The sequence below is a fragment of the Methylocella sp. genome (assembly GCA_037200525.1).
In the GTDB taxonomy this organism is placed as follows: Bacteria; Pseudomonadota; Alphaproteobacteria; order Rhizobiales; family Beijerinckiaceae; genus Methylocapsa.
Genome location: JBBCGG010000001.1, coordinates 4,568,074 through 4,594,669, shown reverse-complemented (window position 1 = coordinate 4,594,669; position 26,596 = coordinate 4,568,074). Strand labels below are relative to the sequence as shown.

Here is a 26,596-nt window from a genome sequence, read left to right as displayed (position 1 = left end):
AAGGAAGCTCATCCTATGACCGCTATGATGGAAACGTCGTTTCGGATCGACCCCATTAATCTGTGCTTGTGGCGGACTACCGCGACCGGTGTGGAAGAGCGCCTCAACCTGACGCCAAAGACCTTCGACGTTCTTCGCTACTTGGTTGAAAATCCCGGCCGGCTGGTGACCCACGGAGAACTTCTTGGAGCCCTATGGCATGACGTGCACGTTCAGCCGGAGGTCCTGAAAAGCCATATTCTCGCCATCCGGAGCGCGCTCGGCGACAAGAGCGCCAGCCCCCGCTTTATCGAGACCCAGCGGGGTCGAGGCTATCGCTTCATCGGCCCGATCAATGGTTTCGCTTCGCTGGCGAATAAGCGCGAAGCCGTCGTCGAGCTTGGCGTGTTCGCCGGGCGCGCCGAGCCTCTGCGGCAGCTTCTGGCGTTGCTTCAACGGGCGGCGTCAGGCGAACCCCAGGCGGCGTTCATCAGCGGCGAACCGGGGATCGGCAAAACGACCCTGGTCCAGCAATTTCTTGCAGAAGCGCGCAGGCAGCCCGATCTTGTCGTGGCTCAGGGCCACTGCATCGAGGGCTTCGCGGGGGCCGAACCCTACTATCCGATACTTGAGGCGCTTGGCGGTTTGTGCAAAGGCGCCGCCGGCGCCGGGATCATTCGGGACTCTGGTCGCTTTGGCGCCCTCCTGGGCAATCCAGATGCCGGCCCAAATCTCGATTGCACAGCGGACAGCGTTGCGGCAGCAAATCGTTCCAGGCGCCCGAAGCCGGATGGTGCGCGAGGCCTGCAGCCTCTTCGAGACCTTGGCGACGGAGCGCCCGTTGCTGCTGGTGCTTGAAGATCTTCACTGGGCCGATTTTGCGACCATCGATTTCCTGTCAGCGCTATGCCGTCGTCGTTCGTCTGCAAAAATCATGCTGATCGCCACCTATCGGCCGGAGGACTTGAAGACTGCTCGCCACCCTCTGAGTCAGATGGCGCATGATCTTGCGTTGCGCAAATACTGCAGCGAGTTCGAACTTGCTCCTCTATCGACGCCCGCAATAGCCGACGTGCTAATGGGCGGTGCGGACGGCGAACCCATCCCTTTGGAGTTCACACAGTTTATCAAGGAGCGCACCGGCGGCAATCCGTTGTTCATGCGGGTTACCTTGGATTATTTGCTTGAGCGCGGAGTCATCGCGCGTACGGCGCATGGTTGGCGTACCCTTACTCCCCTTGACAAGTCGGCGTTCGAAACGCCCCCGACTCTTGGGCGCCTCATCGAGGCAAAAATCGAAAAGATGACCGGCGAGCAGCGACGAGTGCTTGAAGCTGCAAGCGTGGCCGGAAACCACTTCGATCCCGCAACGGCAGCGCCCGCCGCCAAGATGGACGAGCAATCTTTCGAAGCGATCTGCGAGGGTTTCACCGCATTCACGGTTCGGCGAGGCGAACTACTCACTCTTCCGAACAACGAACTCGTTCGCACCTACGCTTTCACTCACGTGGTTTTCCGACAAGTTCTATACGAGGGGATTGGCCAGGTGCGTCGGGCGCGCCTGCATCGCGCGATTGGCGAGCGGCTCGAGGAGATTTATCCGCCAGATCAGCGCAATGATCAGGCCATTCGCTTCGCGCAACATTTTGCCTCCGCGCGAGATTGGTCAAAAGCGCTGGATTACCTGCGTTCCGCCTTGCGCATCGCAAACAGCCGATTTGCTCCCCACGATGCCTTGGCAATTCTCGACCTCGCCGTCAAACTGGCGGCAAACCTTGCCGACAGCGCCCGAATTCCCGCTGAAATTGAATTTCTGGAACGGCGCGCCGCTATTCAGGTCGCGGCCCATGACCCCATGGCCCAAGAGAGCTATGAACAGCTTGCGGAGAAGGCCAGCCAACATGGCGACGTTAGCGCTCAGTGCCGAGCGCTTGTTGGCCTATCCTATGCGCTCGGTTGGCACGATCTCGTTCGCAGCCTTCAAGTTCTCGATCAGGTTTTGGCCCTCTGTGAGAAGCAAGCCGATCCGATACAACAGGATGTCACGCGGATCACCGCCTATGTGCGGCGCATCTGGGGATCTGGCTGGAACCGGGCCGACGCTCGCCGATGCGAGGAAGCGCTTATCCGGCTGAAGAAACATGGCGACCATCCCACCGTCGCCTGGGCGCAGGCCAACTTCAGCATGATATGCATGATTTCGACACGGTACCAAGAGGCCCACGATCTGGTGGCGGAGAGCTACCGTCTGCTGAGCGAGAGTCCTGAGAATCTTGTCGAAGCCGACCTGGCCCGAACGGCCTGGATTCGTCACTTTGGCGTGCCTTGGTCTTTGCTCTCTCTGGGCGAATTTGGCGCAGCATTGACGGAATTCGACGCCGGCATCGCCGCCTTCGAAAGAAACGGCGAACCTTCCGCGGCTCATTCCCTCCGGCTCTACCGCGGCGTCTTGCTTTTCCAAGCCATGGATTTCGAAGGCGTCCTGCAGGCTTGCGGTCCGTCCGAAGGCGACGCCTCCGAAGCCATCCGCATCTTGCCTGTCGAACGCAGAATCTCGCTGATCTTTTGCGGCTTGGCCGAGGTAGGTCTTGGAAACAATGCTGCGGCGCTGGATTATTTGCGCGGAGCCGAAGGCGAGATGGAAAGCCAACCGGTGCATCTCGATTGGTATTGGCGCCTTGTGTTGGAGTGGGGGATGGTCAATCTCCTTATCGCCGATGGCGATCAAGCGGCGGCGCGGGCGCGCGCGGAGCGCCTCTGTGATTTGGCGATGCAAACCAACGAGCGCGCCTGGCAGGCTCTGGCGTGGGAAGCGCGCGCGCGGGCCGCCTTATCCTGCAGTAAAACATCCGAGGCGATCGACCACCTCCTGAAGGCATTAGCTGCATGTGAGGGGGTGCAAGCTCCGCTCGCCGAATGGCGGGTCCACGCGACTGGCGCAATGGTATACGAGGCCGCGGGCGACGTCTGTGGGGCGGGAACGCACGTCCGCCTGGGCGCAGCCCTAAGAAATCGTCTGGCCGAGACCTTGCCGGAGGGCCACGCGCTCCGCTTGACATTCGAACGCCGCAGCGGATCGCGCCCGACTGTCTGAGCGCCTGTGAAACCATCTCACCGTGCTGGCGGGCGTGACGGGAGGTCGCTTTGCGAACGCATGTTCGGATTGCCGCGATATCATCCTGCGGCGCTTACGGTTCCCCCAAATCGAGCAGCGCGACCCCCCATCGAGGGGATTTGTCCAGCTGCGCCTTCAGCGCAGAATCCGGCGAGCGGGCTTTGCCCGACTTGACAGCCGAGCGCAGGGGCCGATTGCTCTTTGCGGAGAGGCGCGGTCGGACGCGACATGGGAGGCCGGTATGGCGGCTCTCGGACATAGCCCAGCGAAACGCGAGGTTCTCTCAATGAGTAAAAGAGTGGCTGATGTGCTGGTCGAGACGCTGCAAGCAGCCGGCGTGAAGACATGCTACGGGATCGTCGGCGACACAATGAACAGGATTGCCCACTCCCTCAACAGCAGCGGCATCGATTGGGTGCATATGCGGCATGAAGAGGCCGGCGCTTTCGCAGCGGCCGCCGAAGCTTCGCTGACCGGGCGCCTCACGGCCTGCGCAGGTAGTTGCGGCCCAGGCAGCCTGCATTTCATCAACGGCCTCTATGAGGCCAATCGCAATCGGGCGCCGGTCCTGCTGATCGCGACCCAGATCGTGCGACGCGATCTAGGGTTCGAGTCCATCCAGGAGATCGATTTCAATGACGTCTTCAAGGGCTGCAGCGTCTTTTGCGAGATGATCCTGACGCCGGAGCAGGCTCGCCGTAAGACGGTGGCCGCCTGTCAGGCGGCGCTAACCAAACGTGGCGTGGCCGTGCTCATTGTGCCCGCGGATGTCGCCAACGCAGAGTTTCACGATGAAGCCCCGTATGCCGTCCATGCAAAGCGCGCGGTCATTCGCCCGAGCGACGAGGATCTTGATGAGATCGCCGCCATCCTCAACGAGAGCAAGGCGATCACCGTCTACGCGGGCGCAGGCTGCCAAGGCGCCCATGATGAGGTGGTGGCTACCGCCGCGCGGTTGAAGGCTCCAATGGCCCACACGTCTCGCGGCAAGGATTTCCTCGAATACGACAACCCCTATAATGTCGGCATGACCGGAATGATCGGCGGCGGCGCTGGTTACCACGCCATCCTCGACTGCGATGTGCTGCTTCTGCTCGGGGCGGATTTCGCCTGGAGCCAGTTCTATCCAAATAGGGCCAAAATCATACAGATCGATATCGACCCGACGCATCTAGGCCGGCGTCATCCGGTGGCGGTCGGGGCGGTTGGCAATATCAAGACGACCTTGGAAGCTCTGCTGCCGCGCCTCGAACAGCATGAGGACAACGCGTTTCTAACAGCCCATGTGGAGCGTTTTCAAAAGGACGCAGCGTCGGCGAAGGCTGAAACCGCGTCGGCTCCTGACTCCGCCATTTCCGGCACCTATTTGACCAAGGTGATCAACAAATATGCCGCCGAGGACGCGCTGTTCGCCGCAGACGACGGGACGCCGACGGTTTGGATGGTTCGCCACATCGACACCGGCGGCAAACGCCGGACTTTCGCCAGCCTGCTCCATGGCACGATGGCGGGCGGGATGCCATCGGCGCTCGGACTGCAGAAGTGCCAGCCCGGCCGGCAGGTGATTTCTCTGTCGGGCGATGGCGGGCTCGCGATGCTGCTGGGCGATCTATTGACTGCGGTGCAGGAGAACCTGCCGATCAAGATTGTCGTCTACGACAATGGCAAGCTCGGGTTTGTCGAAATCGAGCAGAAGGCCGCCGGATTGTCGCCTGTCTATACGGATCTGAAGAATCCCAATTTCGGCGACGTCGCGAAAGCGATGGGTCTCTGGGGCCACAGCATTTCGAAGGCTGGCGAACTCGACGCAGCCGTCCGGGCCTGGCTCGAACAGCCCGGACCGGCGTTGCTTCATGTGAAAGTGGAGCCAATGCAGTTGGTGTCGCCGCCTTCGCCTTTCGTCTCGCCTGAAGCTGTCGTCGGCATGGCGGTCTACAGCGCCAAGGCGATGCTGCATGGCAGAGGTCACGACGTGTGGGAGATGATTGTCGAGAATATCCCCTGACTGCGTTCCCATGAAGATAGGTCGCCCCCGCGGCGCGGAATCATCTCGCCGTGGAGCCTCCTCTGGAAAGCGGCCTGCAACGAGAGTTCGGTCGCTCACAAGATTTTATGGAGGGGTCGGTGGCGTTCGCTGAGCAAGCTTTTCAAAAATCAGTGATTGCATTAGGCTACCGGCGAAGGAGCGTGCTGGCGTAGGTCCGAGGGGGAAACCACCACGCGGGGGCTGCGGCGACGCCGACCGTTATTCGTCTGCCCCCGCGGACGTCCTCGAACTCCAGATCATGATGCGGCCCAACATATTTTCCCTGACGCCATTGATCTCGATCGTTCTGAGCGGGTGCCGTGAGCGTGGAGCACCTTCGTTCTCACTGGTCGGCGCATATTTCCCGGCCTGGATGGTCTGCGCGCTGATTGGGATCATCGCGGCGATCGGCGCCCGCGCGGCATTCATCGTCACGGGTCTTGCCGGCGTTCTGCCATTTCAGCTTTTCGTCTGCGCATCGATCGGGGTCTGCTTCGCCCTTCTCGCATGGCTGCTCTGGTTTGGACAGTAGCCATGAAGGCTGCAGGCGCGCGCCGTCATGCCCCGTGGGCTACGCTGATCTCACTCGCAATCATCGCGGCGGCGATCGTCTTCGGGCTCTATGCGGAGCATCGGCGCTCGATCATGCCCTCGACCGACGATGCGACGATCGATGCCGACGTCGTCCATGTGGCTCCGGCGGTCGGCGGCCGGATCATCGAGCTGCCGGTTGCGGAGAACGTCCATGTCGCCGAGGGCGATCTACTCTTCCAGATCGACCCGGAGCCTTACCGCCTCGCGGTGCAACAGGCGGAGGCTAATCTCGATTTGGCGCAAGCCGCTCTCGAGACGCGGCGCCGCGCGATCTCGACCCAGCGTTCCGCCGCGACCGTTGCGACCGATCAGGTGCGGCGCGCCACGACTAATCTCGACCTCGCCACGCGCACCGTCGAACGGCTTCGCCCGCTCGCAGCCAAGGGCTATGTGCCGACCCAGCAACTCGACCAGGCTCAAACGGCGCAACGGGATGCGACGACGTCGCTTCAGCAGGCCCGCGAGCAGCAAGCGGCCGCCATCCAGGCGATCGACACGGACGCGGGAGCCGAGGCGACAGTTCGCGCGCAGCAGGCCGCGCTCGGCATCGCGCAGCGCGCTCTGGCGGATACCACCGTGCGCGCCCCTCACGCGGGACGCGTCGTCGGGCTGACGGTCTTGACAGGCGAGATGATCGCGCCGTCGCAGAGCTTGTTTACCCTGACTAATGACGACGAATGGTACGCGGTCGCGAACTTCCGCGAGATCGATCTTCACGCCATTGCGGTCGGCGATTGCGTCACTGCCTTCTCGATGGTTGACCGCACGCAGCCGATCAAAGGGATCGTTCAAGGCATCGGCTCGGGCGTGCTCGACACCGACCGCGTCAACCTTCCGCGCTCGGTCCCTTACGTTGAGCCTTCGCTCAATTGGGTGAGGGTCGCCCAGCGCTTTCCTGTTCGCGTTCGCCTTGAAGACCCGCCTCAGGGGCTCATGAGGTTGGGCGCCACCGCCGTCGTTGAGGTGAAATATGGCGCCGCCTGCAAGTGAGCGAGGCCCTTCGGCCCTTCGAGGGTTGCTGCCGCTCCTGGCGCCGTTTCCCGGGCGACTCGAGTTCGCCGCCCGACTGGCGTTGATCTGCGCCCTGACCACACTGGTCGTCGAGATCTACCAGACGCCTGAGCCGGCGCTCACCGCTTATGTCGCTTTCTTCGTAGTCAAGCCAGACCGGGCGACGAGCATCGTCGTGAGCATCGTGATGCTCCTGCTGATCACCCTGGTCATCGGCTTTGTGTTGGCGATAACCACGCAGGTCATCGACAGGCCGTTTTGGCGCGTTGTCGCGATGACTCTCATCTCGTTAGGCTTGCTGTTCGCCGCATCCGCAAGCAAACTCAAACCGGTCGCAGCAATCGTCGCCCTGATAACGGCTTACGCGCTGGACCTGCTTGGCACGGCGAATATGGGTGAGATCGCGACCCGGGCGCTTCTTTATGCTTGGCTCTTCGTAGGCATACCCGCCGGCGTCTCCATCGTGGTCAACTTCGTTCTCGGGCCGCCGCCGCGGCGGTTGGCGGAGCGTGCGCTGGCGCGTCGCCTCCAGCTTGGCGCCACGTTGCTTCGCGCGCCTGACGCCCGCGCGCGCAAGGCGTTCGAGGAATGCCTGCACGAAGGGTCCGGCGAGATACCGGCGTGGCTGAAAGTGGCCGGCGCCGAGAAAACGTCGCCCCCGCAGGAAATCGCCGCCCTGCGGCAGGCGACGCAAGCGACCGCCGTGATCCTGTCGGTGGTGGACGTCATCACGCGTGGTCCGGAACCGCTGCTGCCCGCAGCGCTCTCCGAACGAATCGCCATGACGCTCGACGAGATGGCGGCGATCCTCCACAAGGGCGCGTATCCGGTTGACGTAACCTTGGAGAATGCCGAGGACGAGCCAGCATTATCGCCGTTCGCGGCGGCGTCGCTTGCGGAATTGCGGGTAGCGCTGACCACTTTCGCGGAGCCCCCGCTGCCACAGCCGCCACCGGAGCCGGCGGCCAAGGGAGGTTTTTTCGTTCCCGACGCGTTCACCAATCCTGCGCATGTCCAATATGCCTTGAAGACCACAGGCGCGGCGATGTTCTGCTACGTCGTTTATTCGCTGCTCGACTGGCCCGGCATCCATACCTGCCTGATCACCTGCTACATCATCTCTCTTGGCACTACGGCGGAGACGGTTGAGAAGCTGACGCTCCGCATTCTAGGCTCCCTGGTCGGCGCGGCCGCGGGCCTCGCGGCCATCATCTTTCTGATGCCGACCGTCACCTCCATCGGCGCCTTGATGATCATCGTCTTCCTGGCCGCGCTTGTTTCGGGCTGGATAGCCGCCGGCAGCCCCCGCATCTCCTATGTCGGCTTCCAGCTCGCTTTCGCCTTTTTCCTCAGCGTGGTCCAGGGCTCGGCCCCCGCCTTTGACATGACCATCGCGCGCGACCGGGTCATCGGCATCCTCTTCGGCAACCTTGTCGTCGCGGTCGTCTTCACTTTGGTCTGGCCGGTCAGCGTCGCCGACCGCATCGATCCCGCTATCGCCGCGCTGCTTCGTCGGCTAGCCGCCTTGGCCTCGGCGGTAACCCGGCCCAAGCGCTGGGCGCTCGCCACTGAGGCGCAGACGGCGCTCGGCGCCATTGAACAAGATCTCGATCTCACGCGCTATGAGCCTTCCTCAATCCGATCGGCGGAAGGCTGGCTCGACCGGCGGCGGGAAGTCGCCGACGCCCTTTCGTCGTTGCAAGGGCCGTTGCTGATCGGGGCCGACCAAGACCCCATTGCCTCCGGCGGCGTCGCCCGCCGGCTCGATCGGCTGGCGGAGGAGTTCGGCGCACATCCGGCGCCGCCCGACGCTGGGACGGAGGACGCCTCTCTCGGACGGGGCCCAACTACTGGGTCGGCCGCCTCCGACGCGGCATTCGCGTTCATCGAAGCTCCCCTCACAAAGCTCGAGCAAATGGCGGCCCAACCATGCGAAGGTGATGTGGGAGAAAGGGGTGACTATGCGCGGGCGTGAAGGATCCATCGTCATCGTCCTGTCCTCGCTCTGGCTGGCCAGCTGTGCGACTTCGGCGATCGACATGGCGCCGGAGCGGCCTGATCGGCCTTGGACGCCGGCCACAACCGCAGACGGCGAGATCATCGCCGGCGAGCGGGGGGCCTCGGGCGCTGCAAACAACTACGTGCTGCCCGCAAATCCCGCGCTCGCGGGCGTTCCGCCGCCGTCCGTGGTTGACATCGTCAAGGTCTATTCTCTCCCGGAGCTGATCGATCTCGCGGAATCGAACAATCCAACCACGCAGATCGCCTGGAACGATGCTCGGCGCGTGGCGCTCGCTGCTGGCATCGCGCAAAGCGCCTATCTCCCGCGGATCACCTTGGGCGTTATCGGCGGCCTTCAAGGCAGCAGTGGGAGCCAATCGGCGCTCAACACGAGCTTCAATAGCAGTGGATCGGCAAACGGCACGGTTTCGGCCGTTTCCCTGCAATGGCTTCTGTTTGATTTCGGGGAGCGCGCCGCCGTGGTCGATGCGGCGAAACAGGCGTCGTTGATCTCGAACATCGCCTTCACCGCAGCGCATCAGCAAGTCATCTATAGCGTCGCCCTGGCATTCTATAAGCACGCCGCCGCCCGGGCCCGCCTCGCGACGGCCGCTCAGTCGCTGAAAAACGCGCAAGCTGTTCAGGCCGCCGCAGAAGACCGTCAGAAGCATGGGATCGGGACGGTGATCGAGGTTGCCCAGGCCCGCCAAGGCACCGCGCAAGCAAACCTGGCGGTGGTCGAAGCCACCGGAGGGGCTCAGGACGCTTATCTCGCCTTGATCACGGCGATGGGGCTTTCGCCGCTCACGAAGATCAAGATCGCCGACGTGTCAGGTCGAAGGCTCTCGCAGTCGATGACGGCGCCAGTCGAAACGATCATCTCCGAATCCCTCGCTCGCCGGCCCGACGTACAGAGCGCCTACGCCGCCCAAAAGGCGAGTCTCGCAAACGTGCGGGCGGCGGAGGCCGAGTTCTTGCCGAAACTGTTCCTTTCGGGGAACGGCACCTACAATTCGGGAAACCTGGACGTGACGGCGCTTCCATCCGCCGGCCAGCAACCGCCGGCCGTCAACATCACCAGCAATCGCCTCGGCGGCAGCATTTTCGGCGGCGTGGCCGTTCCGCTCTATGACGGCGGGACTCGCGCCGCGACTTTGGAGCAGGCGCGCGCCGAAGCCGACAGCGCAGATGCCCGGATGGCGCGGGTGCGTGAAGAAGCGGTCCGCCAGATCGTGCTCTCTGATAACGCGCTGCATACCGGGCTTTCTGCTTATGCCGCTTCGCAAAGCCTGACAACCGCCGCACAGACGACGTTCGACGCGGCGCTGGCGGCCTATCGCAGCGGCGTCGGCTCCATCACGGACCTTATTTTGTCTGAAACCCAACTTCTGCAAGCGAAGAACGCGGCCACCGATGCCTACAGCACGACGCTATCGGCGGCCGCAACGCTGGCGCTTTCGACGGGAACGCTGGGAGCTGCGCCCCAGTAGGACCGCGGGCGATGACGGGACGACGTCTCAGCGTCCTGCGTCTGCGCCGCGCGGCGACAATAGAACCGTAAGAGATCGAACGCCCTGCGCGCCATGAATCAGCACGCCTTCGATGTCGGCCGTAGCGGATGGGCCTGTATGGAACGAAGCATAATGCGCCGTGTGCAATTCCGGCCGACGATAGGCATCCTGCGTGCTGGCCACGATGTCTTCGGGATCAAGCAGGACGATGAGGTGCTGCGCCAAATATGCAAGCGCATTCACATGCAGCTCACTCTCAGTTAACAACACAGAACCGGTTTCGGCGATGCCAAAGGCCGCACGGACCACCGCGATGTCGACGTCGGCAAGGTCATGCGGTTTTGCGACAGTGGCAAGATCGCGTCTGCCGTCAATCTCGGGCGCTGCCGAGCATACCACCGCGGCGGCGGCCAGACGGGCCCGAAGCGGCGCGAGGGGATCATTTGCCGGTCCCGCGTCCATGAGCCTTCCGCCCATCGCGACGAGGTTCGTCTTGAACGCCCGGATGCGATCCTTGTCCGGGTCGGGAACGGCGAAGCGAGGCACGGCCGGCAGATCATGCCTTCCCGACGGCCGATTGGCCGCAATTGCAGCGAATATGGCTTCGCGCGCGCTCATGCTCCGCCTCCATCCTGCGGGGCTGCGCCGGCCTTCCCCTCCATGCGATGCTGCTTCCACCATGAATGGAAGGTTTGTTTTGGCGCCTCCGGCATCTCGCGTCCGCGCGTCCAGGTATTTATCGGATTGTAGATCAGGAACTTTGGCAGATGCCGCAAGGCCGAGTCCGCCGCGGTGATCGCCGCTCGATATAGCGCAGGCTGCGACAAGAGCTCGCCGGCCGCCTTCATCATCGCAGCCTTCATGAGCGGGATTTCGTGGGTCTCGGACATCACCTTTCGCCAGGCGAAGATCTGCTCGTGAATATTGATCTTGACCGGGCAGACATTGCTGCAGGACCCGTTCAGGGAAGATGAAAACGGGAGAGCCGAATATTTCCGTCGATCGAAGGTCGGATCCAGAATGAGGCCAATCGGCCCAGAATAAGTTGCGCCGTAGCTCAGCCCTCCGCTTCGACGGTACACCGGATAGGTATTCATGCAGGCGCCGCAGCGGATACATTTGAGCGATGTCCAGAATTCTTCCATGCCAAGACGGGCGGTGCGGCCGTTGTCGACGAGCACGATGTGCATTTCGCCGCCGCGCCGCGGCGCCCGGAAGTGCGAGGTGTATTGCGTCATCGGCGAGCCGAGCGCGCTGCGCGACAGGAGCCGCACAAACACCCCGAGATGTTCGATGCGGGGAATGAGCTTCTCGATGCCGATCGATGCGATATGCAGGCGTGGCACGTTGGCGGACAAGTCCGCATTGCCCTCGTTCGTACAGATCACGAAACTGCCGGTCTCGGCGACCGCGAAATTGGCGCCGGTCATGCCGGCGTCCGCTCCGAGGATCAGCGGGCGGGTGGCCTGCCGCTGTTGTTCGGCAAGGTAATGCACGTCATCATTGTCCGGGTCGGTCCCGAATTCTCGCGCAAACACCTCGGCGACATCGCCGCGCAGCTTGTGGACGGCTGGAACCACGACATGGCTCGGGTCTTCGTTGTCGAGCTGCTGGATGCGTTCGCCGAGATCGGTCTCGATCACCTCGATGCCGACGCTCGCCATATAGGAGCGCATGCCGCACTCTTCGGTTAGCATCGATTTCGATTTGATCAAGGTCTTGGCGCCGTGGTCGCGCAGGATGCCATGCACAATTTTGTTGTGCTCGGCGCCGTCCGCCGCCCAATGGACGGTGACGCCGTTGGCGGTGGCGGCCGCCTCGAATTGTTCGAGATATTGATCGAGATTGGCGAGCGTGTGCTGCTTGATTTGCGAGGCGAGCTCGCGCAATTCCTCCCATTCCTCGATGCAGTGCATAACGCGGTCGCGCTTCTTGCGCAGATCCCACAGACGTTCGTCGTGCATCTTCTCATGTTCGGTGGCGGCGATGAAGCGGGCCGCGGCCTCGCTCTGGTCGATCGGGCTCGATCCGTGAACGCGCGCGCCGCGCGGCTGCGGCTCTCGGATCCTGGACCGCATGGGTCGCGAGGTTCCTTCCGCATGGTCAAGACGCTGCCCGTCCTGTCCGACAGCGCCCTCGCGATGGTCGCTCAGGAGATCGGGGTGGATCATGCCGTGCCCAGAGGCGGCGTTCGCGCCCGGCGCGTTGTCGGCTTCCCGGGTCATGCCGCGCCTCCATTGAGGATGCGGGCAATGTGGATGAATTTGATCGGCACGCCGATCCGCTCGGCGCAGCCTTTCTGATGCATCATGCAGGAGGAGTCGGCCGAGACGATATATTCGGCGCCCGCCTGGGCATGGTCGGTGACCTTGTCGTAGCCCATCTTGGCCGACACAGAAGGTTCGAAGACGCAGAAGGCGCCGCCGAAGCCGCAACACTCGTCGGGACGGGCCGGCTCGACGAATTCGATGCCCTTGACCTTCGCTAGGAGATCGCGCGGCTTCGAGAAGAAAGGCCCGCGCAGTTCGGACGGACTCGCGAGCCCGATGCCGCGCAATGAATTGCAATTATAATGGATGCCCACTTTATGTGGGAATTCCGCCCACGGAAAATCCTCGACCTTAAGGATGTCGTGCAGAAATTCAGTAAGCTCGAACGTGCGTTCGCGTACGGCTTTCACAGCCTCGGTCTGTTCGATCGCTGTCATATGAGCCCTGATCTGATGGACGCAGCTCCCTGAAGGACCAACCACATAATCGTAGTCCGAGAAGTTTTTCGCGAAGAGGGCCTCGGTTGCGGCTGCTTCAGCGTGACAGCCCGTGTTCGTCATGGGCTGCCCGCAGCAGGTTTGGTCAAAGGGATAGTCGACCTCGCACCCGAACCGTTCCAGCAGCTCGAGCGTGGCGACGCCGACCTCAGGCTCAAATGCATCCATGTAGCAAGGGATAAAGAGGCCAACGCGCATGACGAATCTCCGCTAATGACATTCAGAGTCGAGCCGGACCTTGCCGCGGAACGCAAAATAGACCACGGCCGCATAGACAAGCGTGATTGGCATAAAGCGAAGCGAATCCCCTAGGCATCCCCGAAACGGGGGAGCGCAGCCCCCTCCACGGGGGATGCGAGCGGTCAGCGGTGGGGGGGTATGGGTATTCCAGCGAGCCCGGTTCGCTGCGGCGTTGGACTGGTGACGCCGGGCGGCGATTAGGACAGAAGAGTGACTTTTCCAGCGGCCTGGCAATGTATCGGCTTTCTGGCGCCGTCACCGTGGCCTTGACGGCGCCGCAGCTGCCATGACCGAGCACCACGCGGCCTGATAGGATTCACATCGGCGCGGCAATTGAGGTGATTAGCAGGCTAACCGCAAAAGCGAGAAACGAAAGTAGGGCCATGACGATGACCGGGGGCTGCGGTTTTATTGGGCGCGTCATCTCGGCGTATTCGGTGTGGCCGTGGGGTGATGGCGCCGCGGTGATAGATGAAGCGCTCGCGGGGCGGACAGTCATCATGCCGTGCTTTAGATTGTAACGGACGAGCCACCAGTTGATCGGATAGGCGAAGATGGCGCCCACCAGCAGCGCCATCGACATGACGAACCAAAACGCAACTGTTTTCGGATCGGCGCCTCTGCCGAGCTGCGTCTGCAGGATCATCATCGTCGGCGCCATGCCCGTCATCAGCAGATTCATGGACAGGAGTTCCGGGACGAAGGTGCTGGCGAGCGAGCGCGTATAGGAGCCGCCGGCCATCTCACGCATGAACAGGGCCTGGAACACCATCCATCCGAAGAGGAAACCAAGGGCATATTCGAGAGCGATTTCGGCGAAGCCAGTCAGGCCGAAGACGCGCGCGAGCACGGCGCCGGCGAGGATGCCGACGCCGTCGCCTGCGACGCAATGCATGGTCGATCCCAGGCTCTGGCGCCAATGCGCCGCGACGTATTGCTCGTGCAATCCAGGTAGCGGCTCGCGGCAGCCGAGAACGTAGAGGAAGGCGCCGATCGCGCCGGTATAGGCAGTGGTCAGCACGAACCCCCACTTCAACACGATGGATGCCGGAGTGGTGCGGATGTCGATGGCGACGAACGTCAACGCAAGCGCTGCAAGGATGAACCACAACAGCATAACGCCATCGAGCACGGTGGCCTCATAGGCACTGGAGGATCGGATGAAGCACCATCGCTATAGGGGAACATAAGATCAAGCGGCTGCCCCCACTTTCCCTCTTGGAAAAGGAGAAAGTTGACCTATGGAGGGGACAGGCAGTCCAAGCTCATCGAAGCCGAGCCGTTTTTCATGATTGCAATACAAGACGACGAAGCAGCCTCATGCCGATGCGGCGATTATCGGCTATCTTTGCTCGCGGGCCGGTATAATGATCTCTTGGGATTTCTGGAACATAAACGGAACGTAATAAATGGCAACGCGCAGCGCTATCAGAGATGTCGCAAATGCCGCCGGATAAGAAGCCATGATGGAACTCCTTTTCTAAGGGGGAGCTGATCGCGCTGGGGCCGCGATCAGCCGTTTCCAGGTTCTCAGCCGACGGGCGTATATATGGTCTCCACCTGCCACGAACCGACAGGCTGGCTGTGCAGTTGCCAGAACTGTTCGGCGACGGCATTGGCGTCTTTGCTGTTCATGACGAGGCCTGCGACGGTAACGGTCGCGACATGGACGCCTTTTTCCTGGAACGGCTCGAAGATGCCTTGCGCCAGCGCGCGAATGCCTGCCTTACCAATGCTCAGAGAGAGATAATCCGGGTGCGGCTGAAGGGGCGAAGCCGCCGCCTGTGAACAGGATGGAACCTGAGCCGCGTGCGATCATGTTGGGCGCCACAGCCTGCGCAGCGACCATTGCGCCGCCGATATTAACGGCGAGATCATAGTTGAACGTCTCGCGCGGTTGATCCGCCAACGTGGCCTTTCGCATCGAGGCCGCATTGAAGTGCAGAACATCTATCCCGGCGAACTCGCTTTCAACTTGCGACACGAGCGCTGCGATGCTTGACGGTTCAGCTGCATCGACCGTGCGTACTTCGACCTTATGGCCCTTCGCCGCGAGCTGCCCCGCAAGCTCTTTCGTCTTGGTCTCGTTCCGGGCGCTCAAAATGATCCGGAACCCTTCGCCGGCAAACCGCTCGGCTGTCGCGAGGCCCATACCGGGACCAGCTCCAATGCTAAGAAATGTTTTCATGATCTACCTCCTCGACAATGGGATAACCCCACGTGTTCATCTTCGGTCGACGCCAAGAAGCGCTTCGGCTTCGGCTGAGTCATCGTTTACTCCGGGTTCAGGAGGAACGGGTGCGGTGCAGGTCGATTTCTGGATCGACCCACGGAGCGTCCAATTCTTTCGCGCCTCGCTAAGCTCACATTGCCGATTCCACCTCAAGCGGCGGAGCGGGCTGTTGATAGCGTCTCAATTAGAATTCGGGCGAATTCTTCCGGACTCTCCAGCGAAGCAATATGTCCGGTGTCCTTGAGGACAATCATCTTTGCATGCCTGATCAGAGCCCGGTTCGCTTCGCGCTCAGCCGGGCGCGACCAATCATGATCGCCATAGACCAGCGTCACCGGGACGGCGATCTGAGCGTAATTCGATTTCGCTGCGACGTAGCTCGCAAGGCCTCTATAAACGGCGCGCGCAACCTTTGGGTAGCCCGGCCGCTTCCCGCCTTTCACCAACTCATCGAGGAAGTCCGGAGGCAAGCTGCGCGGGTCGTGGAGACCGCCCTTCAAGATACCGGCGAGAGAGGCCCGGCTTTCCATGGCGGCGAAAGCCGGCCCGATGACCGGCGCGCGCACGCTTTTGATAATGACCGACGCGAGTAGGTTCGCCCGCTCCACACCCGGCAGATAGTCATAGGGATTGAAGGCGACGACCTGTTTCACGCGATCGCCCAGCACCGCGGCCGTCGTCAATGCCAGTGTGGCGCCCATCGACTCGCCAGCCAGGGTGATGTCGCGCAAGTCGAGCCGTTCGATGAAATTAACGACATGCTCTCGCATCGCCGGTTCCCGATAGTCGGCGCCCGGCACGATTTCCGACCAGCCAAATCCCGGATAGTCGAACGCGTATACGGTGAAGTGATCGGCGAGCTTTGGGATCACCCGTTGAAACAAGTCTAGCTGGGTGCGGATTGAATGCAGCAGGACCAGCGCCGGGCCTTGGCCCGCCCGCAAATAGCGGACCTTTGGACCGCCGGTGGTTAACGACAGGAACTCCGGCTTCTGATCGGGCCACCAGCGGCCCGTATAGTCGAATGCATTTTGGCTAACCATGATCCTCCTCGTTCGTTATGTCTGAAAAATGAGCTGAAGATGCTGCATCATCGTGATCGGTCACGAGGGGCCCTCGCATCGAGCACGTCGGCGAATGTGCGGGCAAAGCTATGGGTGTCGCCGGGCCAGCGCGCCGAGACGTAATTATCATCTCGCACCACCCAGGCGGGGCGATCATTCGTCGCCGTGTCGCGCGCTGTACCGCTCGTCTTGCGCTTGAATTCGGGGTCGCTCTCGGGAACGTCGATGAAATCCGCAGAGCTGGCGAGCGCGCGCGTGACCTCCTGCTGCACGGCCGTATATCCCGCGGGTTGCCCCGCCGTCTCCGTGTAGGTGCGATAATAGTTGCGGTCCCAGAAACGCCCGACATGAGCAAGAGCGCTGCCCTTGCGTTCCAGCGCCCAAGGCAGCGCCGTGGTTTTTCGGCCATGCAGCACGGACCGGCCATCGATCCGCTTGCTGCGGGCGGCCAGCACCACGCCATGACAGATCGCGGCCACCGGCTTTTCGTCGGCGAAGAACTCGGCGGTGATCTGCTGAAGAACAGTGCTTTCGAGATATTGGCGCATGCCGCGCGCCCGATGCCCGCCGCAGAGCAGCAGGGCGTCGAAGTCCTTGGACTTGATCTGGTCCCAGCGCATGGGGCTCTTAAAGGCCGGATCGCGCAGCATCTCGGTATAGGCGTTCCGGGCGTCGGCATTGGCGCTCAGCAGGAGGCCCAGGACACGGATTTTGCGAAGCACCGGGATGCCGCTCCAGGGGTCGAGCCCGATACCGGAGAGCATGATCGGGTCGCAGGCGCCCGGCTTGCCGTCGGGCGTCGCGAAAACGACCCGATGACCACGCTGCGTCAGTATCTTCCAGCTCACAGCGACTTCCGTGGGGTCGAAATCGCGGCTGGGGATCGGCAGTAGAATGCGGCTCATGACGAGAGTCCTTAATCGACGGGAAATGATTGCCTTTAGTAGAACCGCGACCAGGCTTGGGTCGGTGGCGGTTCGGGAGGAGGGCGGCGTTTGTCGCCACGACCCGAACGATGTAATAGCGTATGACATAGCGATAGTTTGACCGCCGTCAAGTCAAATGTTATAGGTAATCACATGAACCCGAAGCCAAGCGGAAAAAAAGCGTCTGACCGGATCAGTTATCATCACGGCGATCTACGGCGGACGCTGGTGCGAATCGCACGCAACCAGATCGTGGAAAGCGGGGCGCAGGCGATGTCGCTCGCCTCTCTCGCGCGGCTTGCCGGCGTAAGCCAGCCAGCTCCCTATCGGCATTTTGCCGACCGTAACGAGTTGCTTGAGGCGGTCACGACGGAAGGGTTCGAGGAGTTTGCCGCTGCGCTGACCGCGGCCGCTGCGGCAGGAGGGCGGGACGGCGCCTTAAAAGCGATGGCTCTCGCCTATGTCGCATTCGGCGAAGCGAATATCGAGCTCTATCGACTGATGTTCGCGTCGCACCTCGTGCCCGAAGCCGGCACGGAGAGCGCCCTGAGAGCCGCTGCCGTGGATTCCTTCAACCGCTTGCGCGAAGCCTTGTCCGTCACGACCCCGGCGGACCGCGTCGAGGATGAAGCTCATCTAATCTGGGCTCAATTGCACGGGCTGGTAATGCTGAAAGCAGACGGGCATATCAGGCGTCCCTTGGCGGAACTGGTTGAAGCGTCGAGGCTGTTTAAACCATCCCGACGGCCGCGATCCCCCAGCGAGTAAGGAAAGCAGGGAAATGGACGGGGCCTTCGTATTTCGACGCCTGGAAACCCTGAGCGACACGATATCCGGGGTCGCGATGACCATGCTCATGCCGAAATGATTCCTTACGCAGTCGACGAGAAAGCCAAGCCGCTAACTTTAGCGCGGGCCGAACTTTTAACGAGAGCGATCGACTGATCGACAATCTCGCGGTAGGCTCTGGTCCAGGGAATTTCGAGCCTATTTGGTTGAACATCGCTCAGATAACTATCAAGCGCATCGTTGGAGACGCCGAATTGAATCCGTTTTCGGAGTCCATCTGCGTATTTCTTAAGGTCCCCGTCTTTCAGATGCGAATGCAAATCCCAGCATTGACGCATGATGACCAAAATCCCATCGTTGAGACTCTTATCGTCAGTCATGATTTTTATTCCCGCTTTCGTAAGACCGGCGTCTGATTATTTTTCGGCGCCGCGCGGGTCGGCCGTCAGCTCCATTTGAGCGTTTAGACGGCCGACTACACATTGGGGCCCCCGCGGCGCTCGACAGGCCGCAGTACCGCCGCTCCATCTCAACGGAGTTCGGCGCGATAACGGCCAGATTCGTCGGCGGGCTCACCAGGTCCGGCCCCATGCCCTGAAACAGATCGATCATAGCGATCCTTTCTACTTGGTGAGATAGGTTTGGCGGCGGTTATGCTTGGGCCTTGGGCGACGCGGAGTTCGACTGGCTCTCCTCAGCGGGAGACGGTTTTTTTCCATGATCCGGCGGATTGGCGGCAATTTCGCCGGACGCCTCGAGGCCGCCGCCACGTCATCCGCCAACACTCTCACCAATTCGGTGCGGCAGGACGTCACGTGTGAACTCGACAAGCTTCATTTGTTTTATCCCTGTAGAAGCAGCTCCGCGTTTGGCCGCGGCGTAATGTCTGCTGCGTGGGCGGCCGCTGGTCACTTAACCGGCGATGCGCTCAAATACTTCGCAGCCGCATGGAACTCGAGCTCGGCGAAACTGTTTATAAGGGGAGCGGCCGGTGTGGCGATTTACAGCCCTGGCCGAATATTGAAGCACTAAAATCATGAACATCTCCAAGCTCTTGTTTGTCGCCGCCCTCGTTGCCGGCTCCGCCAGTTTCGCAGAAGCAAAGCAGGCGAGCCCGTATTCTTACGATCGGCAATATGCACAAGAAGAGAGCATCGTTATGGGCCGCTCTGTCGGCGCCGAGATGCAGAATACGTCACACAGCGCGGTTGAGCAGTTGCGCCCGGCGCGGGGTCCGTTTGAGATCTATTAAGATCGCAGCAAGCGACGGTGTAAGAGGCGGGAATCAGTCCCGCCTTTTTCTTTTTGCACGGAACAATGCTCTAGCCGACCGGCGCTTCAAGCGTGTCGAAGCGGGCAAATACCCCAGCTGGGAAGATGACGGCGGTGTCCGTAGTGGCGTTCGAGAGATGCGGCGTGACGGTAAGCCGGGTGAGGCGGTGAGCGCTGTCGAGCTGAATGCTCGGCGAGGCGAGGTTGCCGGGAAGGTCAAATCCCTGCCCAGGAATATTGGGGTTATCCGCATTGGCGAGCGTCATGCGAGTCCAAAAAATGACCGAGTTCGATGGATCCCAAGAGAAGCTCGATCGCCGCGCTGACCTTTTACTCCGCGGGGGGTTTAACGCCGTGGAGAGGCTTTCCAATTTGCAGTTCGCCGCGCGCCTTTCGCACAATATGCCATCCGCCGCTTATACTCAGGCTTGCCATAAGGGCAGCTACGATTACGTCGGGCCATCCGGTGCGTGTGCCTAATACTCCAGCTGCGGCAGCGAGCACGGCGAGGTTGCCGATCGCATCATTGCGAGAGCAGATCCACACTGAGCGCATGCTCGCATCGCCGCTCCGAAATTGGTACAGCATCAAGGCGACGCCCGCGTTAGCGGTGAGCGCCAGGAAGCCGACTACGCCCATTACCTCGGCGCGAGGCAGCGTGCCCGTGTGGACATGCCAGACGGTCGAGCCGATTACCCATAGGCCAAGCAGGATTAGACCCCAACCTTTCAAAAGTGCGGCGCGCGCTCGCCATCCAAGGCCAAGGCCAGCTACACTCAAGCTTATGGCGTAGTTTGCTGCGTCACCCAGGAAATCGAGCGCGTCCGCCTGCAGCGATGCCGAACCTGCGGCGATGCCGGCGGCGACCTCAGCCGCAAACATCCCGGCGTTGATCGCGAGTGCGATCCAAAGCGCCCGGCGCCAAGCGGGGCTGTTCAAAATTGCGTCTTTAGAGCAGCGTTCGTCGTGGCAGCAGCCAGCCATTAAGGACCCCTTCGGCAGGAATTTGCGATTCGCCAACGACACGCTACGTACACCCTGTAGTCCGTATAGGGTCAAGATGATGATGGAAGTTCTATTGATCGGCGATCTCGCGAGGAGCGCGGGCACTAAAGTTGAGACAATCCGGTACTATGAACGGATCGATCTGCTGCCGGCGCCTGCACGCACAGCGAGCAACTACCGAAGATACAACTCATTGCACCTCGGTCGGCTGAGCTTCATCCGCCGCGCTCGCGACCTTGGTTTTTCGCTTGCGCAGATACGAGATCTGCTCAGCCTTTCCGATCAGAAGGACCGCCCTTGTGAGGCCGTCGATTGCATAGCCCGCGAGCACCTCCGAGAGGTCGAGCGCAAGATCGCTGACCTCAAGGCCTTACACCGCGGCCTTGCTTCGCTGATTGGCCAGTGCAGCCGCGGGACGATCGCTGAGTGTCGCATCATCGATGCCCTCGCCCCTTAGAATTAAATTCCACTGGCCGCGAGAGCTAGGCTCAGGACCTATTAAATTTGCCTGAGATGTGATTCCTGGTCTCCGCATGGGGAGGCTGGGATGAGTGATTTGTTTTTGTTGGGCGAGCGGCAGATGGCGCGGCTTGCGCCGCATTTTCCTCTGTCGCATGGCGTTCCGCGGGTTGACGACCGTCGGGTGGTCAGCGGAATCGTCTATGTGATCCGCAACGGCCTGCAATGGAAAGATGCGCCCAAGGATTACGGGCCGCACAAGACGCTTTACAATCGCTTCATCCGCTGGAGCCGGCTCGGCGTCTTCGACCGCATATTCGCCGCGCTCGCTGGCGAAGGTCCAAAGCCCGAGCGCATCATGATCGACGCCACGCATCTGAAGGCGCATCGCACAGCGGCGAGCCTGCTCAAAAAGGGGCTCTTCCCCGCCGTATCGGGCGCACGAAAGGCGGACTGAACTCGAAGCTCCACGTCGTTTGCGACGGCGCCGGCAAGCCCCTCGTCATGTTGCTCTCGGAGGGCCAGATGAGCGACCACAAGGGCGCGCGGCTGATGCTCAAGGCTTTACCGCCCGCTTCAATGTTGATCGCCGACAGGGGCTACGACAGCAACTGGTTCCGCGCCGCGCTGAAGGCCAGGGGCGTCGAGCCCTGCATCCCGCCAACCAGAAGCCGCAAGCTTCCCATTGCCTATGACAAGACGCTCTACCGCCAGCGTCACAAAATCGAGAACATGTTCGCCAAGCTCAAGGACTGGCGGCGCATCGCAACCCGCTATGATCGATGCGCCCACACCTTCTTCTCCGCCATCTGCATCGCAGCCGCCGTCCTCTTCTATCTCAATCAATGAGTCCTGAGCCTAGCTCGGTCCGACAAGGCCCCAATGCCGAGCTATCTCACCCACTTTCATTCGGCAGCGTGCGGATGTTCTTCGTTTCCTCATCGTCGGACGTAGCGCGCATCGGTCCGGATTGATCGGAATCATCTCGGAATTACGTCGCGCTTGATGGCCGCACACGCATTGCCGCGCAGAAGATAGGCGGCGTTCATTTGCTCCATGAATTCGAACCAATTCTGAACTCGTTTCGGTCGGCGAAAGACTTTGCACAGCGGGTGCGTCGTATTTTGCACTTGAGCCGTCGGACTGACGCCTGAACAGGCGCAGCGTGCAACGGGCGGGTATCCTGCGAGCGGATGGTAACGCAGGCAAAGACGGTCGACACCGCCATCGCCGTGCCCTGGCGATGTTCAGCCCCGTCGTCGAGGGCGTCGAGCCCAGCGTCGGCAGATATCCCATGGCCGGGAGCGTGGCGCCGACGCCTTTCTCTTTTGGCGCGAAGGTCTGTCGGATGCGGGAGATGAGGCTCATTGGCGAGCGTGGCGCCTTTGACTGAAAGCTCAAACTGCAATTCGCGCGGCGCCGCGGCTTATTATCTTAATCGAGCGACCCGCGTGTACTGGTTGCACAACACAGGCGCGCCGCGGCGGATGCCTCCGCAGGCGTGATCCCATTCGGGCGCGACGGGGATTCGGATTCAATCCACGCCAAACAGAGCCGCAAAGTGGCCAGAAACGGCAAGCGTCCGCCGTGAGCGGTACGGTGCAGGAGAGCCCGCAAGACTCAGCGATGCGCTTCGTACGGTCGATTTGTGGCAATCCCCACACCCAGGGTTGCGCATTTATTCGAAAAGGATGTCGGAAGAAATTTCCGGGTTCAATTCGGGGCGAGTCATTTTGGAACCAGAGCACAGCGCTATTGCCATCCTCATGATCGGCGCTATTTCAATGATCGCTTTGAGTCTGGTTGTTTTCGGCCGGGACCGGCACGAGCGATTTGCTATTTTTGCAATCGGAATTATTGCGATCGGATGTCTGCTGGCGATGGTGTGGCTTGGAATTCTCCGATGAACAAAATGGTAGAACGAGTGGCGCGCGCCCTTTGTCGCAAAGACGGCGTGGATCCGGATGCGCCGCGATACAACATGCTCGACGGTGCGATCAGCGGCAAGCAATGGGAGGATTATGCTGACGACGCGCTCGCCGCGATTGATGCTATGAGCGAGCCGACAGATGAAATGATTACCGCAGGCTATGAGGCCTTGGCGTCGGTTTCCTATACGTCGCCTAATATCGTATGGCGCGCTATGATCGATAGGGCGCGCCGGTGACCCCCAATACCCAATGTCCGGATTGTTACGTCGGAAACCATTTTTCTCCAGATGGAAACAAATTTGTCGCCATTAGGATTTTAAGTGCCAGCGACAAAAGACTGTGCCCGCGCCGGAGCCACGTTTTCTCTCTAGCTTCGAATTCGTAACGCGCGGCAGAGGTCAAAGCATTTGAGGACAGCCACCATGCCTGTACGCGTACGCCAGTCGCAAAATCGTTGCTCGATGGCGGGTGCTACACGACCTGATTTCGGAAGTAGAGATGAGCGTTGATGATAATACGGTTGCGATCTTTTTCGTGGTATCCTTCGTTTCGCTTCTTTTGGCATCGGATCTGAGCGAGCGCATTGCCTTCTGGGGAATCCGAATCTTTGGCATTGGCTGGATGCTCGTCATCGTCTGGTTGGTCCTGCAATGAGCAGGATGGTTGAGATCCAAATCCGAATAGAGGCAATTTGGACGAACCCGAGATAGCTCGTAGGAGTTTTATCGTAGCGGGTTGCTAGCCTTTCGAGAGTTCTTGAGCTATTGGTGATCTGAATTGACTGGGCCATCTGACAAGGAAGATTTTGAGGCCTTCCCGTCTTGCCGCCTCCTGTAAATCTCGATCATACTCGCGCCCTCTATGGGCATTGCCGAACGACGCAGCAAAGTCGCAAGCCGCGAGGTCGGCGCTCACGCATGAAGATGAGCAATTTACAATCGACGTGTATGCTGGCGTCCGAAACGTCGTTTTTTACACGGTATGGACCTCGATCATGTCAAACAAGCCAAAAGAACGCTTCGATCGCCGCGACTTCATGATCACATCAGTTGCAACGGTCGGCGTATCGGCTGCTCTCGTGGTCAATGCCGGTTCTGCGAACGCCCAGAACTCAGCGACTTCTTCTGTCAGCCCGGCGCCGGGTGCGCCATCAGCAACGGTCTACACCGGCGACGCAATCCAGGGGAAAAAGGTCGTCAGCGCGCTCGACGTCAACGACCTGGAGCCCGGGCGGAAGCACTTTTTGTATTTTCGGGGCGTTCAGATGCCCACCGGACAGTACTGGTATGTGTCCGTGACGGTTGCTAAGGGGGCAAAGCCGGGCAAGCGCGTCGTTCTGGTCAGCGGCGTGCACGGCGACGAGATGAGTTCCGTGCATACGGTCCAGACCGTGATGAACCAGCTCGATCCCGCGGAGATGTCGGGCACGGTGATGGCGGTCACGGACGTGTCCCGCCCGGCCATGGAAAGCATGCAGCGCAGATGGCCCAATTCGGGCAGAGGCATTGATCTGATCGACATGAATCGGGAATGGCCGGGAAACGAGAACGGCGCCGCCGCGCCCAGCCGACATGCCGGGCTCCTGTTCAACCGGCTGCTGCGGCCGAACGCCGACGCCGCGATCGACTTCCATACCGGGACAACCGGATTCGATGTCACCGCATTCAATATCGCCGGCATGGATGTGCCGGAGATCAGGGCGATGGCGGAACTCTACCCTGTCGGCCAGATCTTCGACAATCACGTGTATCCCGGCGTCCTGCATAATGCGTTTGGCGACGTGGGCATCCCATCTTTCACGCCGGAGATCGGCGCTGCGCGTGTCCTGAACCTTGAGATGATCTCGCTGTTCGTGGAAGGCACAATGAACGTCCTCAAGCATCACGGCATCCTTGCCGGGCCAATGGGGCGCACAGGCAAGGACGTAGGTATCTTTATCGGCAACAGCGCGCTGCCGATCCTTGCGACCCAGGGCGGGCTCGTCGAGCATCTGGTCAAGCTCAATGACAAGGTCGAAGCCGGGCAGAAGGTGGCCATCCAGCGCGACACTTTCGGCGAAGTGGTTGCGGAATATACAAGCAGCGTTGCCGGAGAGGTCACAGGCCAGCGTAGCGACGCGATGTCCGAGCCCGGCAACCCTCTGGCATTCATTCTTTTCCATAAGGCGACGCCAGACGGCGGTGAGACTTATCCCGAGTAGTCCAACACTTGGCGCCAGCGTCTGACGGCGGAGATGATGGTGTCCGGGTCCTTGGCTCAATGGAAGGGCTTTGGCTCGGTATTGGCCTCGGCGAAGAAGCGGTTAATGGCTTCCTGGAGAGAGGCGAAGGAGCGGAAGACGTCGCGTCCAAGCACTGCGTACGAACGGATTCAGATCACCTCTAGCGAAATTTCGAGCGAGATTATCGCGACTTTTGAAGGCCGCTGCAGAAAAGCATGAGCCTCGTCTCCCGCATCCGTCAGGCCTTCGCGCCAAAAGAGAAAGCTGGCGTCGGCGCCGCGCTTCCAGCGATGGGATATCTGCCAACATTGGGCTCGACGCCGTCAACTACGGGGCTGAACATCAGCCAGGGCACGGCGATGGCGGTGTCGACCGTCTACGCCTGCGTCACCATCCGCAGCCAGGATACCGCGCGCTGCACGCCGCGGCTGTTCAGGCGTCAGTCCGACGGCTCTCGCGTGCAAAACACCACGCACCCGCTGTGCAAGGTCTTTCGCCGTCCCAACCGGGTTCAGACCTGGTTTGAGTTTATGGAGCAAATGAACGCCGCCTGTCTTCTACGCGGCAATGCCTATGCGGCGATCAAGCGCGACGGGCGCGGCGTAATTTCCGAGCTCATTCCGGTCAATCCGGACGTCGTTCTCGTACTAGAGGGCTTCGACGGCCAGATCTTCTACAACGTCAATCGGCTCGGCCTCTGGCAAATCGCCATGCTGCGCGAGTTTCCGTCCTCGATCGCCTCGGAGGATATTTTTCATCTGCGCGGCCTGAGCTTGAACGCGCTTATGGCGCTTTCGACGATCGGCGTCGCGCGCGATTCCATCGGCGTCTCCGACGAAAGCCTCGAGATCGACATGGACGAGACGGTACTCCTGCGCGCGGACATCACGACCCGCTACAATTCCGTCCGCGTCGGCATGCTGACCGGCTTTCTTTCGCCAAACGAAGTGCGCGCCGGCGAGAATCTTCCGCCGGTCGAGGGCGGAGACGAAGTCTATCCGCCGCTCAACATGGCCGCCCTGGGTTCTGATGCCACCGGCACTGCGCCCGATGGCGCAGGGCATCCAGCCGCCGGCGAAGGCGATACGCCCGGCGCGGACAACGTCCCGACGCATGGCCCAGACGAGAGAGAAACGCCCAACGGTGGGCAACCGAATGTCAGTTCATGAAATATGGCCTTCAGCGCGCGGATGAACAGCCGCTTCGGGCCCATGTCGGCCGCTCCGCCGAAGTTGGCCGTTCCTCGAAGGCGGACATCATGTCGGGGGTGTTTTCAACCATAACGGGTAGAAAGCGGTCATTCGCTCAAGCCGCCTGAATGATGTCGGTGACGTAAGCAGTCATTCCACGCGATTCGTCTTTGCGATAATCCGCGAGGATCAAGTCCCGGCCAACGACATGCATCATTATTCGCGAATCGCGGTCTGATCGCTCCGAGCCACTTGTTCAATG

At 61.0% G+C, this 26,596-nt stretch carries 27 protein-coding genes and 1 pseudogene; 18 read left to right on the top strand and 10 right to left on the bottom strand.

Annotated features, from left to right (window positions below; genetic code table 11):
- Positions 1–15 precede the first annotated feature (15 nt).
- The 7 genes from WDN46_22605 (at position 16) to WDN46_22575 (ending at position 10,216) form a co-directional block, all read left to right on the top strand.
- A complete protein-coding gene (locus WDN46_22605) occupies positions 16–837 on the top strand; it encodes a winged helix-turn-helix domain-containing protein (protein ID MEJ0096098.1) in 822 nt (273 codons plus the stop codon).
- A complete protein-coding gene (locus tag WDN46_22600; protein ID MEJ0096097.1) occupies positions 734–3,073 on the top strand; it encodes an AAA family ATPase in 2,340 nt (779 codons plus the stop codon). The genes WDN46_22605 and WDN46_22600 overlap by 104 nt, the downstream gene beginning before the upstream one ends.
- A 307-nt stretch (positions 3,074–3,380) precedes the next feature.
- Positions 3,381–5,099 carry a thiamine pyrophosphate-dependent enzyme gene (locus WDN46_22595; protein MEJ0096096.1) on the top strand — a complete coding sequence of 573 codons (1,719 nt, stop codon included), beginning with the start codon at positions 3,381–3,383 and terminating at the stop codon, positions 5,097–5,099.
- Between the two features lie 280 nt (positions 5,100–5,379).
- On the top strand, positions 5,380–5,652 hold the full coding sequence (locus WDN46_22590; GenBank protein MEJ0096095.1) for a YtcA family lipoprotein: 273 nt from the start codon (positions 5,380–5,382) through the stop codon (positions 5,650–5,652).
- Positions 5,653–5,654: 2 nt separating this feature from the next.
- Positions 5,655–6,704 (top strand): multidrug transporter subunit MdtN, encoded by a 1,050-nt coding sequence (mdtN, locus tag WDN46_22585; GenBank protein MEJ0096094.1) that lies wholly within the window; start codon positions 5,655–5,657, stop codon positions 6,702–6,704.
- 25 nt (positions 6,705–6,729) lie between these two features.
- Positions 6,730–8,700 (top strand): FUSC family protein, encoded by a 1,971-nt coding sequence (locus WDN46_22580; protein MEJ0096093.1) that lies wholly within the window; start codon positions 6,730–6,732, stop codon positions 8,698–8,700.
- Entirely contained in the window at positions 8,687–10,216 is a 1,530-nt protein-coding gene (locus tag WDN46_22575) for a TolC family protein (GenBank protein MEJ0096092.1), read from the top strand. The genes WDN46_22580 and WDN46_22575 overlap by 14 nt, the downstream gene beginning before the upstream one ends.
- A gap of 27 nt (positions 10,217–10,243) precedes the next feature.
- Here WDN46_22575 and WDN46_22570 read toward each other — a convergent pair whose 3' ends face one another.
- The 7 genes from WDN46_22570 to WDN46_22540 all read right to left on the bottom strand — a co-directional run bounded on the left by WDN46_22570 (position 10,244) and on the right by WDN46_22540 (position 17,446).
- Positions 10,244–10,855 carry an LUD domain-containing protein gene (locus WDN46_22570; GenBank protein ID MEJ0096091.1) on the bottom strand — a complete coding sequence of 204 codons (612 nt, stop codon included), beginning with the start codon at positions 10,853–10,855 and terminating at the stop codon, positions 10,244–10,246.
- The gene (locus WDN46_22565) at positions 10,852–12,408 is read right to left on the bottom strand and encodes a lactate utilization protein B (GenBank protein ID MEJ0096090.1); all 1,557 of its coding nucleotides are present in this window, start codon (positions 12,406–12,408) and stop codon (positions 10,852–10,854) included. The genes WDN46_22570 and WDN46_22565 overlap by 4 nt, the downstream gene beginning before the upstream one ends.
- 50 nt (positions 12,409–12,458) lie before the next feature.
- Positions 12,459–13,202 carry a (Fe-S)-binding protein gene (locus WDN46_22560; GenBank protein ID MEJ0096089.1) on the bottom strand — a complete coding sequence of 248 codons (744 nt, stop codon included), beginning with the start codon at positions 13,200–13,202 and terminating at the stop codon, positions 12,459–12,461.
- A gap of 358 nt (positions 13,203–13,560) precedes the next feature.
- Entirely contained in the window at positions 13,561–14,376 is an 816-nt protein-coding gene (locus WDN46_22555) for a DUF4396 domain-containing protein (GenBank protein ID MEJ0096088.1), read from the bottom strand.
- Positions 14,377–14,970: 594 nt separating this feature from the next.
- Positions 14,971–15,432, bottom strand: coding sequence for an SDR family oxidoreductase (locus WDN46_22550; protein MEJ0096087.1), 462 nt, complete (start codon positions 15,430–15,432; stop codon positions 14,971–14,973).
- A gap of 194 nt (positions 15,433–15,626) precedes the next feature.
- Positions 15,627–16,520 carry an alpha/beta hydrolase gene (locus tag WDN46_22545; protein ID MEJ0096086.1) on the bottom strand — a complete coding sequence of 298 codons (894 nt, stop codon included), beginning with the start codon at positions 16,518–16,520 and terminating at the stop codon, positions 15,627–15,629.
- A gap of 47 nt (positions 16,521–16,567) precedes the next feature.
- Positions 16,568–17,446: a type 1 glutamine amidotransferase domain-containing protein gene (locus WDN46_22540; GenBank protein MEJ0096085.1), complete on the bottom strand. Its 879-nt coding sequence runs from the start codon at positions 17,444–17,446 to the stop codon at positions 16,568–16,570.
- A 174-nt stretch (positions 17,447–17,620) separates the two neighbouring features.
- On the opposite strand from WDN46_22540, the gene WDN46_22535 reads away from it, so the two are divergent.
- Positions 17,621–18,235, top strand: a complete 615-nt coding sequence (locus WDN46_22535) for a TetR/AcrR family transcriptional regulator (protein ID MEJ0096084.1) — start codon at positions 17,621–17,623, stop codon at positions 18,233–18,235.
- A gap of 104 nt (positions 18,236–18,339) precedes the next feature.
- On the opposite strand, the gene WDN46_22530 is transcribed toward WDN46_22535, so the two are convergent.
- Entirely contained in the window at positions 18,340–18,636 is a 297-nt protein-coding gene (locus tag WDN46_22530) for a hypothetical protein (GenBank protein ID MEJ0096083.1), read from the bottom strand.
- Positions 18,637–18,973: 337 nt separating this feature from the next.
- On the opposite strand from WDN46_22530, the gene WDN46_22525 reads away from it, so the two are divergent.
- Together WDN46_22525 and WDN46_22520 are read left to right on the top strand one after the other, a co-directional pair.
- Positions 18,974–19,288, top strand: coding sequence for a hypothetical protein (locus WDN46_22525; protein MEJ0096082.1), 315 nt, complete (start codon positions 18,974–18,976; stop codon positions 19,286–19,288).
- Positions 19,289–19,292: 4 nt separating this feature from the next.
- Entirely contained in the window at positions 19,293–19,508 is a 216-nt protein-coding gene (locus tag WDN46_22520; GenBank protein MEJ0096081.1) for a hypothetical protein, read from the top strand.
- 70 nt (positions 19,509–19,578) lie between these two features.
- On the opposite strand, the gene WDN46_22515 is transcribed toward WDN46_22520, so the two are convergent.
- Together WDN46_22515 and WDN46_22510 are read right to left on the bottom strand one after the other, a co-directional pair.
- The gene (locus WDN46_22515) at positions 19,579–19,794 is read right to left on the bottom strand and encodes a hypothetical protein (GenBank protein ID MEJ0096080.1); all 216 of its coding nucleotides are present in this window, start codon (positions 19,792–19,794) and stop codon (positions 19,579–19,581) included.
- Between the two features lie 64 nt (positions 19,795–19,858).
- The gene (locus tag WDN46_22510) at positions 19,859–20,512 is read right to left on the bottom strand and encodes a cation transporter (GenBank protein ID MEJ0096079.1); all 654 of its coding nucleotides are present in this window, start codon (positions 20,510–20,512) and stop codon (positions 19,859–19,861) included.
- Positions 20,513–20,588: 76 nt separating this feature from the next.
- Between WDN46_22510 and WDN46_22505 the strand changes: the two genes are divergently transcribed.
- From WDN46_22505 to WDN46_22470, 8 genes and pseudogenes are all read left to right on the top strand, one after another.
- Entirely contained in the window at positions 20,589–20,990 is a 402-nt protein-coding gene (locus tag WDN46_22505; protein ID MEJ0096078.1) for a helix-turn-helix domain-containing protein, read from the top strand.
- A gap of 90 nt (positions 20,991–21,080) precedes the next feature.
- A pseudogene (locus WDN46_22500) lies at positions 21,081–21,251 on the top strand (transposase).
- A complete protein-coding gene (locus WDN46_22495; GenBank protein ID MEJ0096077.1) occupies positions 21,218–21,841 on the top strand; it encodes an IS5 family transposase in 624 nt (207 codons plus the stop codon). The pseudogene WDN46_22500 and the gene WDN46_22495 overlap by 34 nt, the downstream one beginning before the upstream one ends.
- Before the next feature lie 842 nt (positions 21,842–22,683).
- Complete coding sequence (locus WDN46_22490; GenBank protein ID MEJ0096076.1) at positions 22,684–22,899, top strand: hypothetical protein; 216 nt, start codon at positions 22,684–22,686, stop codon at positions 22,897–22,899.
- Positions 22,896–23,159: a hypothetical protein gene (locus WDN46_22485; protein ID MEJ0096075.1), complete on the top strand. Its 264-nt coding sequence runs from the start codon at positions 22,896–22,898 to the stop codon at positions 23,157–23,159. Before WDN46_22490 ends, WDN46_22485 begins: the two co-directional genes overlap by 4 nt.
- A 262-nt stretch (positions 23,160–23,421) precedes the next feature.
- Entirely contained in the window at positions 23,422–23,577 is a 156-nt protein-coding gene (locus WDN46_22480; protein ID MEJ0096074.1) for a hypothetical protein, read from the top strand.
- Between the two features lie 340 nt (positions 23,578–23,917).
- A complete protein-coding gene (locus WDN46_22475) occupies positions 23,918–25,123 on the top strand; it encodes a succinylglutamate desuccinylase/aspartoacylase family protein (protein ID MEJ0096073.1) in 1,206 nt (401 codons plus the stop codon).
- 236 nt (positions 25,124–25,359) lie between these two features.
- Positions 25,360–26,313, top strand: a complete 954-nt coding sequence (locus tag WDN46_22470) for a phage portal protein (GenBank protein MEJ0096072.1) — start codon at positions 25,360–25,362, stop codon at positions 26,311–26,313.
- Positions 26,314–26,596 lie beyond the last annotated feature (283 nt).